Annotated in this window: 16 protein-coding genes; 5 read left to right on the forward strand and 11 right to left on the reverse strand. The window is 61.0% G+C overall.

Annotated features, from left to right (window positions below; all coding sequences use genetic code 11):
* Nucleotides 1-60: 60 nt before the first annotated feature.
* From NKJ28_RS26060 to NKJ28_RS26075, 4 genes are all read right to left on the reverse strand, one after another.
* The gene (locus tag NKJ28_RS26060) at nt 61-1,170 is read right to left on the reverse strand and encodes a LacI family DNA-binding transcriptional regulator (RefSeq protein WP_352569955.1); all 1,110 of its coding nucleotides are present in this window, start codon (nt 1,168-1,170) and stop codon (nt 61-63) included.
* A gap of 108 nt (nt 1,171-1,278) precedes the next feature.
* A complete protein-coding gene (locus NKJ28_RS26065) occupies nt 1,279-2,808 on the reverse strand; it encodes an amino acid ABC transporter permease/ATP-binding protein (RefSeq protein ID WP_352623045.1) in 1,530 nt (509 codons plus the stop codon).
* A 76-nt stretch (nt 2,809-2,884) separates the two neighbouring features.
* Complete coding sequence (locus NKJ28_RS26070; RefSeq protein WP_352637498.1) at nt 2,885-3,721, reverse strand: ABC transporter substrate-binding protein; 837 nt, start codon at nt 3,719-3,721, stop codon at nt 2,885-2,887.
* 163 nt (nt 3,722-3,884) lie between these two features.
* Nucleotides 3,885-4,751, reverse strand: a complete 867-nt coding sequence (locus NKJ28_RS26075; RefSeq protein ID WP_352637499.1) for a PfkB family carbohydrate kinase — start codon at nt 4,749-4,751, stop codon at nt 3,885-3,887.
* A 102-nt stretch (nt 4,752-4,853) separates the two neighbouring features.
* On the opposite strand from NKJ28_RS26075, the gene NKJ28_RS26080 reads away from it, so the two are divergent.
* Complete coding sequence (locus NKJ28_RS26080) at nt 4,854-5,855, forward strand: SIS domain-containing protein (RefSeq protein WP_352637500.1); 1,002 nt, start codon at nt 4,854-4,856, stop codon at nt 5,853-5,855.
* A 64-nt stretch (nt 5,856-5,919) separates the two neighbouring features.
* Complete coding sequence (locus tag NKJ28_RS26085) at nt 5,920-7,047, forward strand: NAD(P)/FAD-dependent oxidoreductase (RefSeq protein WP_352637501.1); 1,128 nt, start codon at nt 5,920-5,922, stop codon at nt 7,045-7,047.
* A gap of 683 nt (nt 7,048-7,730) precedes the next feature.
* Here the strand turns inward: NKJ28_RS26085 and NKJ28_RS26090 are convergent.
* From NKJ28_RS26090 to NKJ28_RS26105, 4 genes are all read right to left on the reverse strand, one after another.
* Entirely contained in the window at nt 7,731-8,168 is a 438-nt protein-coding gene (locus NKJ28_RS26090) for a TA system VapC family ribonuclease toxin (protein WP_352637502.1), read from the reverse strand.
* On the reverse strand, nt 8,165-8,392 hold the full coding sequence (locus tag NKJ28_RS26095; RefSeq protein WP_023679266.1) for a hypothetical protein: 228 nt from the start codon (nt 8,390-8,392) through the stop codon (nt 8,165-8,167). The genes NKJ28_RS26090 and NKJ28_RS26095 overlap by 4 nt, the downstream gene beginning before the upstream one ends.
* A gap of 340 nt (nt 8,393-8,732) precedes the next feature.
* Nucleotides 8,733-9,326, reverse strand: coding sequence for a DJ-1/PfpI family protein (locus tag NKJ28_RS26100; RefSeq protein ID WP_352493019.1), 594 nt, complete (start codon nt 9,324-9,326; stop codon nt 8,733-8,735).
* Nucleotides 9,327-9,477: 151 nt separating this feature from the next.
* A complete protein-coding gene (locus NKJ28_RS26105; protein ID WP_352637503.1) occupies nt 9,478-10,179 on the reverse strand; it encodes a GntR family transcriptional regulator in 702 nt (233 codons plus the stop codon).
* A gap of 323 nt (nt 10,180-10,502) precedes the next feature.
* Between NKJ28_RS26105 and NKJ28_RS26110 the strand changes: the two genes are divergently transcribed.
* Genes NKJ28_RS26110 through NKJ28_RS26120 form a run of 3 tightly spaced genes read left to right on the forward strand, consistent with a single transcriptional unit; the run spans nt 10,503 to nt 14,061 of the window.
* Nucleotides 10,503-11,726 carry an iron-containing alcohol dehydrogenase gene (locus tag NKJ28_RS26110; protein ID WP_352637505.1) on the forward strand — a complete coding sequence of 408 codons (1,224 nt, stop codon included), beginning with the start codon at nt 10,503-10,505 and terminating at the stop codon, nt 11,724-11,726.
* 17 nt (nt 11,727-11,743) lie between these two features.
* Nucleotides 11,744-13,231 (forward strand): NAD-dependent succinate-semialdehyde dehydrogenase, encoded by a 1,488-nt coding sequence (locus tag NKJ28_RS26115; protein WP_352637506.1) that lies wholly within the window; start codon nt 11,744-11,746, stop codon nt 13,229-13,231.
* A gap of 8 nt (nt 13,232-13,239) precedes the next feature.
* Nucleotides 13,240-14,061 (forward strand): alpha/beta hydrolase, encoded by an 822-nt coding sequence (locus NKJ28_RS26120; protein ID WP_352637507.1) that lies wholly within the window; start codon nt 13,240-13,242, stop codon nt 14,059-14,061.
* Here the strand turns inward: NKJ28_RS26120 and NKJ28_RS26125 are convergent, their stop codons facing one another.
* Genes NKJ28_RS26125 through NKJ28_RS26135 form a run of 3 tightly spaced genes read right to left on the reverse strand, consistent with a single transcriptional unit; the run spans nt 14,062 to nt 17,128 of the window.
* Nucleotides 14,062-14,811, reverse strand: a complete 750-nt coding sequence (locus NKJ28_RS26125) for a ribonuclease activity regulator RraA (RefSeq protein WP_352637508.1) — start codon at nt 14,809-14,811, stop codon at nt 14,062-14,064.
* A 22-nt stretch (nt 14,812-14,833) separates the two neighbouring features.
* Complete coding sequence (locus tag NKJ28_RS26130) at nt 14,834-15,997, reverse strand: mandelate racemase/muconate lactonizing enzyme family protein (RefSeq protein WP_352623767.1); 1,164 nt, start codon at nt 15,995-15,997, stop codon at nt 14,834-14,836.
* Nucleotides 15,998-16,030: 33 nt separating this feature from the next.
* Nucleotides 16,031-17,128 carry an ABC transporter ATP-binding protein gene (locus NKJ28_RS26135; protein WP_352637510.1) on the reverse strand — a complete coding sequence of 366 codons (1,098 nt, stop codon included), beginning with the start codon at nt 17,126-17,128 and terminating at the stop codon, nt 16,031-16,033.
* Nucleotides 17,129-17,132 lie beyond the last annotated feature (4 nt).

Consider the following 17,132-nt stretch of genomic DNA (forward strand, 5'->3'; position numbering starts at 1 on the left):
TCGACCTCGATATAGAGAGGGGCTGCAATTCAGCCTCAGCTATAGACCGTTGCGGCCGGATCAGACGGGCTCGCGGGTGAGATAAACCGCAATTGAATTGCGCTCCACCAAGCGGGCCGCAAGGACACGGTGCTCGAAAGGTAACGTGGCCTCCGCCAGCCTCTTCAAGAGAAGCTCCGCTGCCGCCGCTCCAATCAAATGTGCCGGCTGCGCGATGGCTGTGATACCCTGGGCCACGAACTGCATCCAGTCGAGATCGTCGAAGCAGAGCAGCGAAACGTCTCCTGGAATCGCAAGCTTCAATGCGGAAATGGCCTCCAGAACCCCTGTCGACATCACACCATCGGCCGTAAACAGAGCGGACGGTGCATTGCGCATTGTCAGCAGATCGAGCGCCTCCTTGCGGGCTGCCTCGCTAGAATAGAGCGCCACGCGACGGATCAATTGCGGATCCGGCGTAATGCCCGCGGCGCGATGGGCTTCGAGATAACCCAATAGCCTCTGCCAGCTTGGATGATGGTAGCGAAGATCAGCGCTGGAGAGATCAACGTTTGCCACAAACGAGCCAACATCGTCGCGTTGGCCCGGCCCGAGTTCCGCCAATATTCCGATGCGGCTGTGTCCGGCCGCTATCATCGCCGCGATGCTGCTATGCGTTACAGAAACGTTGTCGACCACGACTGAATCGGTTTCCAGGCCCGCCACCATGCGGTCGAACTGCACGACGGGACAGCGAGCCGCGACTGCTTCACGAAGGTGATCCGGCTCGTCCACGAAGGTCGATGAGACAATTAAACCGTCGACCTGCTTTTCCAGCAGCAGTTGCACCGCCTCTTGCTCGAGTTCGGCATTTTCATCACTGTTCGTAACGATAACCCCGAAGCCGCCACGGCGCGCGACATCCCCTATTCCGCGCAGCACGCTGGCGTAGAATGGGCTTTCGATGTCGCCAACCACTACGCCGATAGTCTGCGTTTTACCGGTGATCAGACCTTTGGCAAGGCGATTGGGGCGGTAGCCCAGCTCAACTGCTGCGGCGCGCACCTTCTCCTGAACCTCGGGGCTGCTGTAGCCGTAGTCACCAAGAACACGCCCGGCCGTGGCGGAACTCACCCCGGCCCGGCGAGCGACCTCTATGATAGTTGCGTTTTTGGGTGATCTTTGAGTCACTCGGCAAACCTAGCGCCCATGCGCGCGTTGTGCCGGCGACCTAGCGGCAGTTAAGCCCGTCCGCAAGGGCGAACACCGCAACAGCCCCCGTTGCGCACACCATTGCAATCACAGCACCTCGGACAAAAAGCGCCGAAGACGCGGGCTTTGCGGGTTATCGAATAGGTCCTCTGGTCGACCTGCCTCGACAATCCGCCCCTCGTCCATAAATACGACCTGGTTCGCGACCTTGCGAGCGAAGTTCATCTCGTGTGTAACGACCACCATCGTCATCCCGCCCCGACCAAGATCGGCCATCAAGTTCAGGACGCCTTTGACCAATTCCGGATCGAGCGCGCTGGTGACTTCGTCGAACAGCATAATCTCGGGTTCGAGGGCCAGGGCGCGCGCGATGGCCACCCGCTGCTGTTGCCCGCCCGAGAGATTGGCCGGCCGATGGTCCTTACGCTCCAGCAGTCCGACTTCATTCAGCCTCGCCAAGGCCGCGCCCTCAGCCTCCTCGCGCGACATGCGTTTAACTTTGCGAAGCGCCAAGGTGATGTTGGCGAGCGCGCTGCGGTCGGGGAACAGATTGAACTGCTGGAAAACCATGCCGACGCGCCGCCGGAGTTGGTCAGGGGTCTGTTTGTAGATGCTTTCGCCATCGAGCAGAATGTCACCGGCTCGACACTCTACGAGGCGGTTGAGGCAACGCAGCAAGGTCGACTTGCCCGAGCCCGACGGACCGATGAGGCAGGTGACGGTCCCCGGCTCCACTTTCAGACTGACGTCATGGAGGACCTGGACGACACCATAGGCCATGTCGATATTCTTGACCTCAATACCGCCACCCTTGAAGCGTGTGGGCGCTGCTGCAGGCAACGTCTCTGTGCCCGGCACGACCGCTTCGGCAAGCTCGGCGACTTCCTTGAGGCCACTTTGCACAGCGGTGATACGTTTGCCGACGCGCATGCGCGCGTCGATGTAATTGACGAGATGGGTCAGCGGCACCGTGATCACGAGATAGAACACGCCGGCCAGCAACAGCGGCGACAAGTTGCCGGTCAGCACGGCCTGGTCCTGGCCGACGCGGAACAATTCGCGTTCGGAGGCGAGCAGACCAAGAAAATAGACCAAGCTGGAGTCTTTGACGTTGCCGATGAACTGGTTGACCAGTGCAGGCAGGACGCGGCGGATGCCTTGCGGGATCACCACCAGGCGCATGCCTTGGCCATATGTCATGCCGAGAGTGCGCGTGGCGTCGATCTGACCACGCTCGACGCTCTGAATGCCGGCGCGGAAAATCTCCCCGATATAGGCGCCGGCGATCAGGCTGAGCGCCAGAATGCCCAGCGGATAAGGCGATGGACCGAACAGATCTCGGCCCAACCGCGCGAAGCCTTGGCCAATGATCAGGATCGTGACAATAGCAGGAAGCCCGCGGAAGATATCGGTGTAGACTCGGGCAAGGAGTTTCAGCGGCCGGTTCTCTGAAATCCCCATGACTGCGAGGACGATACCGATCAGCGTGCCGAAAAACGTCGAGGCAAGGGCCAGGATCAAAGTGTTCTTGAGGCCGACCATCACCATGTTTGGCAGAACTTCTGCCATCGCCTGGAAATCAAGGAAGCTGCGGGCGAAGGTATCGAACCAGCTCATATCAAGTCCATCTATAACTCGGCCGGGCACCGTTGCTCACGGGCCCGGCCGGAAACGAAAATGAATACGCGCGAATTTACTTCTTGGGCAGATATTGATCCGGCATCGGAGTGCCCGGGAACCACTTCTCATGCAGCCGTTTCCAGGTGCCATCGTCCATGGCCTGGCGCAGCGCCTTGTTGAGCGCCTCGCGGAAGGCATCGTTGCCTTTCTTGACCACGAACCCGGCCGGCGCATCGAAGGACGGCACATTCATTGTTATCTTCAGGTTCTTGTAGCGCTCCACATACTGCTTGGCCGACTCATAGTCAGTGAAATGGCCATCGATCGTCCCGTTATTCAGCGCCGCCACTGCAGTGTTGTTGTCGGGGAATTTGACAATGTCGCCCTTCAGATTCTTCTCGGCATAGATTTCCTGCAGCGTTCCCTGGATCACGCCGATGCGCTTTCCGGCGGTGCTCTCATTGCTCGTCAGTGCCGGATCAGCCGAAATGATCGACAGGTAGCCGGCGAGATAGCCGTCGCCAAAATCCACGGTCTTCTTGCGCTCCGCGGTCGTGCCGATGGCGGCGACAGCGACGTCGAACCGGCCGTTGGCAACCGACGGCAGCAGCGCCGAGAATTCCTGGCCGGTGAAAACGACCTGTTCCTCCTTGAACCCGAGCCGGCGCGCCACATCGCGGAAGAGTTCAGCGTCGAAGCCAGTGAAGTTACCGTTGGCGTCGGTGAAGACATAGGGTTTCGCATCGCCCATGGTTCCGACGCTGATCACCGTCGGGTCGATGAGGTTGTAGGGGTTGTCGGCCGCGTTTGCCTGCGTTGACGAGGCCAACGTGCCAAGTCCTGTCAACAGCGCGATCGTCAGCGCCAGACCGGATTTCACAAGTTGGCGCCTGCTCGAATTCGTGTGCATGTCTTCTCCTCTTACGATTGGCCGAACTCGGCCCTGCGATCCCACTCGACGTCTCATCCATCAAAACGCTCTTAGGTGGCGTTTTGGCCAGACAGGTGAGAACGTTATCATTTCCTCTAGCATTGTCCATTTCTCGCGTCAATTGCTTCGGAGAATTTCGCTGCTAGACGGTTTTCCAGTCTTGAGCGTGCCGAGCTCCGCGAAGGATCTCCGGCGTCATCTTTCCTAACTCGATTGCTGTCGCATGGCCAATCGCCCCGTAGTACCGGCAGGTAGCGGCCGCCGCCTCCGCGGCATGGCCGAGAATGTCTTGAGGCGCCTCTTCCTTAAGCAGGCCGAATAGCGTTCTGGCGATGAAGGTGTCGCCCGCGCCCAGGGTGTCGACCGGTTCGACCAGCCGCGCCTGGGTGCGGTAAGAGACTGTGTCGGCGTGAAGCACCGCGCCGGCTCGGCCACGAGTCACAAGGACCCACTTTGAACCATATCCAAGGAGTTCGGCTGCGATTGCGGCCAATTCGTTGTCGTCGAGACCGTCACCCGAGACGGAAGCCAGATAGCAATAGGGCCCAATCTCGCGTCGATGTCCCGGTTCCCGCCGCGTAGAAAAGTCGTAAGACAGCAGGGACTTACTCGATACAGCGGCAACGCACGGGTCTAACCCGCTGGACTGGCCGATGTGGACGGCCTGAAAGCCCGAGAGAAAATCCAGATCTTCTTGCGTCGGCGTAAACACCGAAACTCCGAGATCGAAGTCCAGGAAAATCCGATCGGCGTTGCGGTGACCTATGAGGCAGTAAGCGGTCGGCCCCTCGAGGCGCCGTAATCGGGTGATGTCCACGCGCTCCGACGCCAGTGCAGTGCAGATAAGGTCCCCCGCCCGGTCTTTGCCGATCGCTCCGACATAGGCCGATCGCCCGCCGAAGCGGCTGACATAGACCGAGACATTGAGGCAATTTCCACCAGGATACATCTCGCCGCGAGCAAGATAACAATCGACCACGTTATCGCCTATCGCGGCAATCTTGACCATTGCAGGACTTTCAGTTTAAAGGATGTGATAACGTTCGCACAATGGCTGCCATCTGTCAATTGTGCGCCGGCCCGCAGCTCTGCCAACGAGACGAGGAAGCTCATGATTTCCGCCCTGCCCGCCGACGTGGAACGCGCCCTGACCGCTACGGCGGGCAGGCAGTTTTCGCACCTATTCCTCGTGGCGTGCGGCGGCTCGCTCTCGATCATGATGGCAGGCAAATACTTCGTCGACCGTCACAGCGGCACATTCGCCTGCGACATCTACAACGCGGATGAGTTCGTCTGCCGAGACCCGCGACGGCTGGGACCCGACGCGCTCGTTGTCCTTTGCTCGCAGACCGGCACCACCCACGAAACTGTGCGAGCGGCCAATCATGCAAAGGATCGAGGCGCAACGACAATCGGCATGACGCTCGACCAGATATCGCCCCTCGCGCGGGCGGTCGACCACGCCGTCGCCTACCAGGCCTCCTACACGACGGGCAAAGCAATCGATTCAGCCTGCAGCAACTACGGCGTGCTCTATATGTTGCTCGCCGGCCTAATCGATGCTCGGGAGGATGCCGGGCTGACCGCCGATCTGCTGATGAGCCTGAGCCATCTTCAGCCGGCGATCGAACGTGCGCACCGGACCTATGCCGACCGGTTTAAGGCCTTCGCCCCCCGTTTCGCGCCGCGCAATGCGATCTACACACTGGCCAGCGGTGCCAGCTATGGTGCGGCGTATTCCTACGCCATCTGCGTGTTGATGGAGATGCAGTGGTACGACTCGCAGGCCATACACGCCAACGAGTTCTTTCACGGCCCATTTGAGGTGGTGGACCGGGATGCTTGCTTCGTGGTCTTGCTGGGTTTGGACGAAACGCGGAGCCTATCCGAACGCGCCCGCGACTTCCTTTTCAAACATGGAAGCCGGGAAAACATCCTGGTGCTAGATGGAGCGGAACTCGACCTCAGCGGTATGTCCGATGACATCAAACCCTATCTCGTGCCCTTGGTCTTTTTCGACACTCTATGGCGTTTTGCCTATGAGCTGGCCGGCCTGCGTGGCCGGTCGATGCTCGATGGCCGGCGCTACATGAAGAAGCTAACGGACTACTAGTTCCGCCGCGCTCTGCAGCGATCCAACAACTCCCAGCCCCGCTTCTGCGTAAAAGGATTTCCCTATGACTGCATCTGCAAAACCGCGCCAAGTCGTCGTTGTCGGCGCAGGCATCTTCGGCACCTCTTCCGCGCTGCACCTCGCTCGTCTTGGCTTTGATGTAACCATTGTCAATGACGGCGCGCCGGCCAACGGTGCATCCGGCCGTTCACTTTCCTGGCTGAACTCAGCGCGACGTGCCGACACTGCCTATCACCGCTTGAGGCTTGCAGGCATCGACCGTTATCGGACCCTGGCGGCCACAAGGCCGGAAACCGCGTCGTGGCTTCGCTTTGACGGCGGCCTCACCTGGGATGCGGATGATGAGGCGAACCAGATCGCGTCCATCTGCCAGCTGGAGCAGGAAATTGGTTATGACGCGCTTCTGCTCGGCCCTGCCGAAGTTGGTGCAATGACGCCCGGCGTCAATGCCAATGCAATCACCCCGCAGGGCGCAATCTTCAATCCTGGCGAAGGATGGGTCGACCTGCCCTGCCTGATCGATCTGCTGCTCAATGAATTCCGCTCCCGCGGCGGCAAGCTTATCCAGGACGCTGGACGCGTGCGGATAGATGCCACAGGTGGTCGCGCGCGTGGCGTCGTCACTGCCGATGGTGCGCCGATAAAGGCGGATGCAATGGTCCTTGCCGTTGGGCCAGCGACGCCTGTCATGCTTGCGGAGATCGGCGCCCATGTCCCCGACGCCACGCCGATTTCACTTCTTTTGAAGACCAAGCCGACCAAGACCGAGCTCCGTGCCGTGCTGAATACGCCGCGCGTGGCGGTGCGCCCGACGCCGGATGGCGCATTTGTTTTGGATTCGGCATGGTCGGAGGAAGAAGTCGTGGTCAACCCGGACGGCACCTATACCGTGCACGACAAGACCATCAAAGGACTGCTCGACGAGGCCAGTGCCGTGCTCGACGGCAATCCGCGGCTCCAACTCGCTACCTATGCTGTCGGCCCGAAGCCTATCCCCGGCGACGGCGAGCCGGTGCTTGGCTCAGTCGAGACCGTCGCCGGTCTTCACGTCGCCTTTAGCCACAGCGGCGCCACGCTTGGACTGATCGTCGGCGAATTGCTTGCCAAAGAAATCGCCTCCGGCAATCCGCACCCGATGCTTGCAACCTTCCGCGCCAACCGTTTCAGCTGACAGGGCATCGCGGCCGAGGTCGAACTGGCCAGATGGGCCGCGGGCCTGGGGAATCCTGGCAAGGTCGCTAAACAGCGAATTTCTGCCTCTTGCAGCTTCAACGTTGGACCGAGGGTGGTCAAGGCCAAGAAGCTGAGGTGCCCGGAGGAGCATCTCCAACCCGAATCCGAGCGTGAACTCGGCCGCGCCAGCCATCGAGATGAACACGTCCCGCGGCATGCCGAAGGTCAGAAACGGCTTATCTTCGACCAGCGGGTAGAACCACTCCGGATAGGCTCGATGTCGCGAGGTCCTAGAGGTTGTAAGGTGGGACACGAACGTGCGGCGCGTCTGTCCGGCGCCAGTCTCGAAAGTATTGGCGACTACACCGCCAGCGCCCCTGAGCACCGATGTCTTGCAATGGATCACCCAGCAAACATTCGTCGCCAAGAAACAACAGCTTCGCTTCGTAAGCCGACGCATTGTACCAGTCGCAGGCAGCCGCGCAACGGTTCAAGCCCGACCTTGACTGGAAGCTGGAGGACGAACCATCCAAGAGGGGCGGCATGTTGAGACACTCGTGGCCTTGGACGAACGGTAGCGCATTGCGCCTGAGCGCACCGGCCTGATGGTGCTGCGCGGCTACGCCTATCTCAACCTGCGCGGTTCGGCGATGCAGAACAGACAAAAAGAGCCCGGCCGGTCTACCTTGTGGGAATCAGGTGCAGTGCAGACTTCCCGCCCTTCACGGCCGCGACTGACAGCTTGCGGTCAAAGCTCGCAAGTTGGCCGCCACGCGCCTTGGCGAGCGCGAGAAGATACGTATCCGTGACCTGTGCCGAGGTCAGGATTTTCGCTGCATCGATGTCGCCTGAGCCAACCAGGCTCACATCGTCGGGCCAGAAGCTGTGCCCGTGCAGAGCCCGCAACTTGGTAACGATTTGCGCAACGACGGCGGGCGAGCCGGGAGAATTGGGATATCTTTGGTTGCCGACGATGCGCAGGACGCCGTTTTCGGTGATGGGACACGTAGCCCATGCGGCGTTGCCGGCCTGTTCGAACCAGTCATGCGCGTCGTCATGGGCGACGTGGCCAGGATCGATCATTGCGATCAGCACATTGACATCGAGCAGGAACGTCAAGGCAGTTCGTCTCGCAGGGCATTGACCGTCTCAAGCGTGACAGGAGGTGCATCCGGCCGAGGCGACAGCAGAGGAATCCCGTTGCGCTCGCCGCCGGCTTGAGGCCGGCGCAGCGAGCGCCGGGCGAGATCGGTGATGACCTCGCCGAGGCTGCGATCCTGCTGCCGGGCGATGGCCTTGGCCGCGACCAGGACGTCGTCATCGATCGCCAGTGTGGTTCTCATGTCGCCCTCCTGGTGCGCATCAATCATCACGCATCATATAGAGCAGCAACGTCGGGTACTCAAGCGGTGCGACTTCCGACAGCGGTGCGACTTCGCAGCGTCGTAAGCAGATGAGTTGTCCGGATTAGGTAGCACACGAGTTGTCCGATCACTCGTAAGCGAGTTTGGTTTCCCTCACCCTTTGACTACCGACAAAGTTGCGCAGGGCCGAGGGGACCGTGGCCGCGCTACCTAAGGGACGTGCCTTCCGGAAGCTTATCAGCTCGGGAGACTATCGGCAGAAGCTACGGAGGCTGCAGCAAGGACCGACGCACCCTTTTGGATGCGTCGGAGCAAAGGTCTACGCGTGGCGGATTTCCGTTCCCAGCACCTTCAGGCATTCGCGGATGAACGCAGCAAGCGCCGTCCAGCCTTTTGCCGAAACCATCGTCCCATCCACATATGCCTCCGTTGGAGACAGGTCGATATAGGTGCCGCCCGCAAGCGTCACTTCGGGCTCGCACGCCGCCAGCGCGCCGACCTTCTTGCCACGCACGACCCCGTCTACCGCAATCAGGATCTGCACGCCGTGGCAGATCGTGAAAATCGGCTTCTTGGTTTCGTGGAAGTGGCGCACCATCGCCTGCACGCGCTTGTCGGTGCGGATGTATTCGGGGCCACGACCGCCCGCGCAGTAAACGGCGTGGTATTGCTCCAGCTGCTTCTCAGCGTCGGAGAAGGTCTTGTTGATCAGCGCATAGTGGCCGAGCTTTTCGGTGTAGGTTTGATCGCCCTCGAAATCGTGCAGCGATGTTTTGATCAGGTCTCCGGCGCTTTTGTCTGGGCACACGACGTGGACGGTGTGGCCCACCGCTTCCATCGCCTGCTGGTAGACGAAGATTTCGTATTCCTCGGTGAATTCACCGGTCAGCATCAGGATCTTTTTGCCTGGCATGGTACTTCCTTTCCTGTGACAACGGCCGGGCGAGACCTGTACTCGCCTGGTAGGTTTGAGTTTCTAGAAGGGTGAATCGGGGAAGTAGTCTTCGTTGGCACTGGCCTGCATGATGACCGTCAACGGCGGGTACGGGGACATCGGGACAGTCTCAGTCGAACGCCAACAACAAACGGTCGCGGGAATGCTCGATATGGCGACGCATCGCCTGCTCGGCAGCGGCAGGATCGGCCGCAGCGAAAGCGGCCAGGATGGCCTCATGCTCGTCAAGCGCCTCCTCGGTGACGCGCGAATGGAACATCAGGCGGAATATGTGGAAGTGGGTATGCTGGTGCGCCAGTGTCTCGCGCACGAGTTCGTTGTTGGCGAATTCCATGACCTTGTCATGGAAAATGGCATCCTGGCGGGCGAAGTTGGAATACCGCAGGCGCTCGTCCTTGCCCTCACGGCGCGCCATGACGCCGGCCGATGTCTGAAGCTGTGCGAGCTTTACCTCGTCCATGAGCACCGCTGCCTTGGCTGCACCATGAGGCTCGAGTAGCAGGCGAAGCTCGTAGAGTTCATCGAACCGCCTTTTCGTAATCTGCGGCGCAGCGCGGTAACCGATCAGATGCGTCTTCAGCACCAGGCCTTCGCCTTCGAGCCGGCCGAGCGCCTCGCGGATCGGCGTGTGGGATACGTTGAATTCCTTGACCAGGCTGTCGACGGTGATGCGCGAGGCCGGCGCAATCTTCAGGGACATGAGTTGCGCAAAGATCGCTTCGTAGACGTCCTCAACCAGGCTGCTGGAGCGCTGGATACGCCCGCCGGCGAGGTTCGCTTCGTCTAGACTGGGTAAGTTCATGGCCTGCATGTATTGCCTCTTGACACATTGAGTTGCTAACACGATGCTCCGGCCAATGCAATCCTATATCCTATACGATTTTATAGAGGATATCATTTGCGGCAGCTAGGAGACAAAGCAATCGAATTTGCAGTGGCCCTGCTGGAACAGCGTGCCGCCCTGGCAGCCCGTGCTTCCTCACCTGCTGAACGGACCGCCAGCGTTGCGGGCGATGGTTCGGCACGTCGATACGCGACCGCGTTGCGAGACGGGTTTTACATCGAACCCGGCCTTTGGGCCGAGTTGAACGCCATCTCGCATTCCAATCCAGACATCATCACAGGATGCAGGTCATGAGCCTTTTCGCTGCGATAAGGCTGCCGCGCGAAATCCTCTTCGGGAAGGGCCAACGCCACGTCATCCCGGTTGTCGCGGCCAGGCTCGGACGTCGCGCGCTCGTCTGCACCGATGAACGTTTTGCCGCAACGGGCCCGTTCGCAGAGATTATCGCGGCGCTGCGAGCCGCCTCGATAGACGTACTGGTGCATGACCGTGTGCTACCCGACGTTCCTCGGGGCACCGTTGTCGTCTGCGTCGAGGAAGCACGGAAGTTCGCGCCCGACATGGTGATCGGCATTGGCGGCGGCAGCTGTCTCGACATGGCCAAATGCGCCGCGCTGCTCATCAGTCACGGCGGTCAGCTGCAGGATTACTACGGCGAGTTCAAGGTGCCCGGCCCGACGCTGCCGCTGATCGCGGTGCCGACGACAGCCGGCACCGGCTCTGAAGTTACCCCGGTTGCCGTGATCTCGGATCCGGATCGCACGCTGAAGGTCGGCATCTCCAGCCCGTATCTGATCGCGGCCGCGGCTATCTGCGACCCTGAGTTGACGATGACATGCCCGCCGGGATTGACGGCAATGGCAGGCGCCGATGCGCTGACGCATGCAATCGAGGCCTTCACCGCCGGCAGGCGTGGGACCGATCCCGGCCTTCCGCAGAACCATGTCTTTATCGGCAAAACCGCCTTGACCGATCACTTCGCCCTGCTGGCGATCAAGCTGCTTGGCCGAAGCCTTGAAACGGCATACCGCCGGCCCTCTGACGAGGACGCCCGGGCCGACGTCATGATGGGTGCACTGGCCGCCGGCTGTGCGTTCGGAACGGCCGGCACAGCGGCAGCGCACGCCGTGCAATATCCGGTCGGCGCGATAACCCACACCGCTCACGGATTGGGCGTTGCCACCATGTTGCCATACGTCATGAAGTACAACAAAACAGCCGCAGCGACCGAGATGGCCGAGATCGCCAACGCGCTCTGCCTCGATGGTAAAGGCCGGACGCCCGACGAGTTGGCCGACGCGACCGTTGCCGAAGTCAGCCGGCTGTTTGGGGCAATCGGGATCACCTCCTCGTTAGCCGAGCTGGGGCTGCCCGCCGATAGGCTCGATTGGACGGCGGAACAAGCGATCGGTATCGAACGCCTCATCAAGAACAACCCGCGTCCATTCGATTTGCGGACCATGCGACACCTGGTCCAGGCCGCCTTTGATGGCGACCTCGCCAGCATCATGTAACAATCGGGAATATCGAGATGAACACGTTTTCACAGGTTCTGGCTGACGATCAGGGCATCAGCGACTTCCACACAATCTCGCACGGGCTGTATATTGGCGGCCAATGGCGCCAATCCGCGGATGGCAGGGTGATTCCGGTCGTCGATCCTTCGACCGAGGCTGTCATCGCCGCTGTGCCGGATGCGACCGTGGACGACGCCGCCACTGCCGTTGAAGCCGCTGCCAAGGCAGCCCATGGCTGGCGAACAACGCCGCCGCGAAAGCGGTCCGAGATCCTCCGACGCTGCTTCGAACTGATGACGGACCGATCGGAGGCACTGGCGACTCTCATCGCATTGGAAAACGGCAAGGCCCTGCGGGATGCCCGCGGCGAGATCGCTTATGCCGCGGAATTTTTCCGTTGGAATGCCGAGGAGGCCGTTCGCATTACCGGTGAATTCGGTACTGCGCCTTCCGGCACCAATCGCATTGTGGTCGACTACGAACCCGTCGGCATCTGCATCCTGATCACGCCCTGGAATTTTCCTGCCGCGATGGCGACGCGCAAGATCGCGCCGGCACTTGCCGCTGGATGCACGGTGATCCTGAAGCCGGCCAGTGAGACACCCCTCACCGCCTATGCGCTCGCCGCGCTCTATGAAGAAGCAGGGCTTCCGCCAGGCGTCGTCAATGTGCTGACGACGTCTAACCCTGGCCTATTGACCGCAGCGATGCTGGCCGATCCGCGAGTGCGGAAACTCTCGTTCACCGGCTCGACAGATGTCGGGCGCGTTCTGCTCGCCGAAGCCGCCAAGCATGTGATCTCGTGTTCCATGGAACTCGGCGGCAACGCACCGTTCATTGTGTTCGACGACGCCGATCTCGAAGCGGCGCTCGATGGCGCAATGGTGGCCAAGATGCGCAACGCCGGCGAGGCCTGCACGGCCGCAAACCGCCTCTACGTCCAATCTGGCATCTACGAAGCCTTCTGCGAGGGCCTCGAGAAGCGGATGTCGTCGCTCAAGGTCGGCGCCGGCACCGACCCGGACACGGAATGCGGGCCTATGATCACGAAAAAGGCGATCGAGAAGATAGACCGCCTTGTCGTCGACGCGGTCACACGCGGCGCGCGGGTCTTGTGCGGCGGCTCAGTCCTGTCCGGACGTGGTTTCTTCTACCCTCCGACAGTGCTTCGCGACGTGCCGGGCGACGCAAAGATGGCGCATGAGGAGATATTCGGGCCGGTGGCGCCAATCTCCAGCTTCGAAACGGAGGCCGAGGTCATCGCGCGCGCCAATGACACCGAATATGGGCTTGCTGCCTACATCTACACGCGCGATCTGGCGCGCGGCATGCGGGTGGCCTCCCGGATTGAGGCCGGGATGATTGCTCTCAACCGCGGGCTGATGTCCGATCCGGCAGCCCCCTTCGGCGGCGTCAAGCAGAGCGGGCTCGGCCGCGAGGGAGGGCAGCATCACGGCATTGCGGAATTCATGGAGGCGAAATACCTCGCCATCAGCATGTGAGCAGAAGAATGCAAGGCGATCCCTTTCGCATCCGCGACCACGTCGCGGATTTTGACGAAATCGTGCAGGACTTCGTTGATCGCAGCGAGGTCGCCCGCGCCACCATTGCGATGACCGCTGACGTGGCCTACGGACCGGATCCGACCGAGACCATGGACCTGTTCTTTCCCGCGGGCAAAAGAACGGCGCTTCCGGTGCACATCTTTGTCCATGGCGGCTACTGGAGAATGTTCTCCAAGCGCGACTATTCATATATGGCGACGACGATTACCCAGGCCGGGGCCATTGCCGTCATCCTTGATTATGCTCTGATGCCCAAGGTCCGAATGGCGAGGATCGTCGACCAGGTGCGCCGGGCCAAGCACTGGGTCCTGGCCAACATCGCCGATCATGGCGGAAGCCCGGCGGCCCTGACCGTCAGTGGTCATTCGGCTGGAGCCCATCTTGCAACGTTCCTGTTCGATGGGGCGCACACCCCCTCGAATGTAAGGGCAGCCCTTCTGTTGAGCGGGCTCTACGATTTGAAGCCGCTCCAGGATTCCTTTCTCGCCAACGAGATTGGAATAACCGACGAGGAAGTCGCCATGTTCACGCCGCTCGCCTGTCGGCATGATCCTCAAACCAAGGCGGCGGTTCTGGTCGGAGCCAATGAGACGCCACCCTTCCACCAGCAAGCCGATCGATTCAAAGCAAGCTTGCTGCGGCAAGGATCGTTGGTAACGTCGCATGTGCTCCCGAACCGCAACCACATGGACAGTGTCAGAGATCTCGGCGTGCCGGGGACCGGGGCTGCCGATTGCCTGGCAAAACTGATCGCCAAGGCCTGCTGACTAACTCGGGTTCTCCAGGCGATTTGCTTTGCGCCACTCCTCGTACTCCCCGCGTGCATCGTCATGCAGCGGATAGTAGCGTTGCAACGGGCCGCCCTCCATGAGCTTCACTCGTGAGAATTCCTCCCAATCATGATGCTTTTGTGATTCTTCGATCACCTTCGGGGCCATTACGACGGGAAGCACCACCACCCCGTCGTCGTCGGCGACAATGATATCGCCGGGGATCACCGTGACACCGCCGCAGGCAATCGGAACGTTGACGGCATTGGGATAGATGCTGGTTTGCACATGATAGTTTGGCGTCCAGCCGCGCAGCCATAGGGGCAGGTCGAGCTTTTCGACATTGGGCCGGTCGCGCATGCACCCATCGATGACGATACCCGCCCCGCCCCTGCCCTTGAAATACGTCGACATCATATCGCCGAAGACGCCCGAGCTCATGTCGCCGCGCGCGTCGACCACGACCACATCGCCCTCCTGCGCGTGATAGAGCACGTGCCGGTGCAGCTGTGTCTCCGGATCGGCATATTCTCCTTCGGTGAAGAGGTCCGGCCGCTGCGGCAGGAACTGCAGCGTCAACGCCGGCCCGACGATCGACTTCCCGTGGTTTTGCGCCACCGGACCAACCATGTGCGGATTGCGGAAGCCCATGTGGCCAAGCGTGCCGGCTACCGTCGCGGCGCCGATCTCCCTTAGCGCGTCGATCAGGTCTTTAGGCGGCCGCATGATGTCGGAAGTATGCGTCATTGTGGACTCCGATTGAATGGAACTACCAGTTCGTAACAGAACCATCGCGGCGCTTAAGGTGAGGCGCTTCCCAGAAACGCAAACTCTGCGCCTGGACCGCAACTTCGTTGACCTCGACGCCGAGTCCCGGCAGATCGCCGACCGGGTAATCGGTCCCGTCGAGCCGTGGTTGCACGGGGAAGAAGTCGGAATTGTCGAAGCCCAGCTTTGTTTCGGGTGCCCTGGTCTCGAGCCACGCGAAGTTGGGTACCGCGGCAGCGAGATGCACGGTCGCGGCCGTGCACACTGGACCAAGGGGATTGTGCGGCATCAGGTCCACATAATGCGCCTCGCTCCAGCCAGCGATTTTCATCGCCTCGGTGAGCCCGCCGACATTGCAAACATCGATCCGGTTGAACTGATGGATGCCGCGCTCGATGTAGGGCAGGAACTGCCACTTGCTGGCAAATTCCTCGCCTATGGCAAAGGGGATTTCGGTCATCGTGCGCAGCGATTCATAGGCCTCCGGCGTCTCGGCCCGTATCGGCTCCTCGAGGAAATCAAGCACGCCGCGGCCGAGCTTGTTGCAGAAGCTCGCCGCCTCTGCCACCGACAGCCGATGATGATAGTCGAGGCCGAGGACCACGTCGCTGCCCAGCGCCTCGCGCGCCTTGTTCAGCATACCCGCGGTAGCGCCGATGGACTCGCGCGGCTCGAAGATGTCCTTGCTGTTTTGCCCGAAGGGGAAGAAGCGGATCGCCTGCCACCCCTGCGCGCGAAGTTCGCGGGCCCGTTCGATGGCAACGTCGCCCTCGGCCTCGTCGCCGGTCGAGGCAAAAGTGGGAATGCGGTCGCGCTGCTTGCCGCCCAGCAGCTCGTAGACCGGCACGCCCAGCGCCTTACCCTTGATATCGTGAAGGGCGATGTCGATGGCGGAAATCGCCGCCTGAAGGACTCGCCCGCCTTCGAAGTACTGGCTGCGGTAAACCTCCTGCCAGATCCGCCCGATCTGCATCGGGTCGCGGCCGATGAGAAACTCGCGATAGTGCTCGACCGCGCCGGCCACGGCCCTCTCGCGACCGCTCAAGCCGCTCTCGCCCCAACCGAAGATGCCCTGGTCGGTCTCGACCTTGACGAGCATCTGGTTGCGCGTTCCTACCCACACCGGATAGGGCTTGATCGCGGTGATCTTAAGTTTCTCAGTCATCCACGCCCACGTTTCACGCGCATTCGCCCTATCTCAGTTGGCGTTGAGGGCCATTTCAGTTTCGCCATCGAACAGATGCATCCGCTCCTCGTCGAACTCGAGCCAGATCTGCTCGTCGGGCGCGACGGCAATGTTCGGCGGCACGCTGACGTTGACGATGGCGCCGGACAGGAACGCCTGGACGAAGGTGACGTCGCCGGTCGGTTCCACCGTGTAGGCCTTGGCCGGAATGGAACCAGGGACCGCACTCTTGTGGAGCTTGATCGTCGAGTGACGTGCGCCGAGCACGACTTTCCTGGTCGTCGCTTTCGCCACCTTCTGGGCATTGCGCGGTGAGAGCTCAAGGCGCCAGCCCTCGGCGCCGGTCAACACCGTGTTGCCGTTTGTCGTCGATGCCTCTAACGGAATAAGGCTCATCGCCGGGCTGCCGATGAAGCTGGCCACGAACATGTTCACCGGATGGGCGAACACCTGCGCCGGTGAATCGTATTGCTGCAGGTAGCCGCCATTCATCACCGCCATCTTGTCAGCCATGGTCACGGCTTCGAGCTGGTCGTGCGTCACATAGATAATCGTCGCCTTGAGGTCCTGGTGGAAACGCTTGATCTCCGACCGCATCTGCACGCGCAGTTTGGCATCGAGGTTAGACAGTGGCTCGTCCATGAGGAACACGGCAGGGTCGCGAACGAGGGCACGGCCAAGGGCCACACGCTGCTGCTGCCCGCCCGAGAGTTCGCGCGGCTTGCGCTCGAGCAGATGCGTCATGTCGAGCACTCGCGCCGCTTCCTTGACCTTCTTGTCGATCTCGTCCCTGGGGAGTTTGCGCATCTGAAGCGGGAACGCCAGGTTCTTGTAGACCGATTTCTGCGGGTAGAGCGCGTAGTTCTGGAACACCATTGCGATGTCCCGGTCCTTGGGGTCGAGGTCGTTGACCACCCGCTCGCCGATGATGATGTCGCCCGATGTGATCGGGGTCAGCCCGGCGACGAGATTGAGCGTGGTTGTCTTGCCGCAGCCTGAAGGGCCGACGAGCGCAACGAACTCGCCGTTATTGACCGTCAGCGAAACGTGGTTGACAGCTTTGAAGCTGCCATAGCTCTTGACGAGATCTTGGAGGACCACGTGGGCCATCGGC

The sequence above is a fragment of the Mesorhizobium sp. M0145 genome (assembly GCF_040322355.1).
Lineage (GTDB): Bacteria > Pseudomonadota > Alphaproteobacteria > Rhizobiales > Rhizobiaceae > Mesorhizobium.

Coding starts and splice junctions, on each gene's coding strand:
- NKJ28_RS26105 (WP_352637503.1), bottom strand. CDS start 10,179: ATGCAGGCCATGAACTTACCCAGTCTAGACGAAGCGAACCTCGCCGGC.
- NKJ28_RS26100 (WP_352493019.1), bottom strand. CDS start 9,326: ATGCCAGGCAAAAAGATCCTGATGCTGACCGGTGAATTCACCGAGGAA.
- NKJ28_RS26075 (WP_352637499.1), bottom strand. CDS start 4,751: ATGGTCAAGATTGCCGCGATAGGCGATAACGTGGTCGATTGTTATCTT.
- NKJ28_RS26135 (WP_352637510.1), bottom strand. CDS start 17,128: ATGGCCCACGTGGTCCTCCAAGATCTCGTCAAGAGCTATGGCAGCTTC.
- NKJ28_RS26095 (WP_023679266.1), bottom strand. CDS start 8,392: ATGAGAACCACACTGGCGATCGATGACGACGTCCTGGTCGCGGCCAAG.
- NKJ28_RS26080 (WP_352637500.1), top strand. CDS start 4,854: ATGATTTCCGCCCTGCCCGCCGACGTGGAACGCGCCCTGACCGCTACG.
- NKJ28_RS26125 (WP_352637508.1), bottom strand. CDS start 14,811: ATGACGCATACTTCCGACATCATGCGGCCGCCTAAAGACCTGATCGAC.
- NKJ28_RS26115 (WP_352637506.1), top strand. CDS start 11,744: ATGAACACGTTTTCACAGGTTCTGGCTGACGATCAGGGCATCAGCGAC.
- NKJ28_RS26065 (WP_352623045.1), bottom strand. CDS start 2,808: ATGAGCTGGTTCGATACCTTCGCCCGCAGCTTCCTTGATTTCCAGGCG.
- NKJ28_RS26120 (WP_352637507.1), top strand. CDS start 13,240: ATGCAAGGCGATCCCTTTCGCATCCGCGACCACGTCGCGGATTTTGAC.
- NKJ28_RS26110 (WP_352637505.1), top strand. CDS start 10,503: ATGAGCCTTTTCGCTGCGATAAGGCTGCCGCGCGAAATCCTCTTCGGG.
- NKJ28_RS26130 (WP_352623767.1), bottom strand. CDS start 15,997: ATGACTGAGAAACTTAAGATCACCGCGATCAAGCCCTATCCGGTGTGG.
- NKJ28_RS26085 (WP_352637501.1), top strand. CDS start 5,920: ATGACTGCATCTGCAAAACCGCGCCAAGTCGTCGTTGTCGGCGCAGGC.
- NKJ28_RS26070 (WP_352637498.1), bottom strand. CDS start 3,721: ATGCACACGAATTCGAGCAGGCGCCAACTTGTGAAATCCGGTCTGGCG.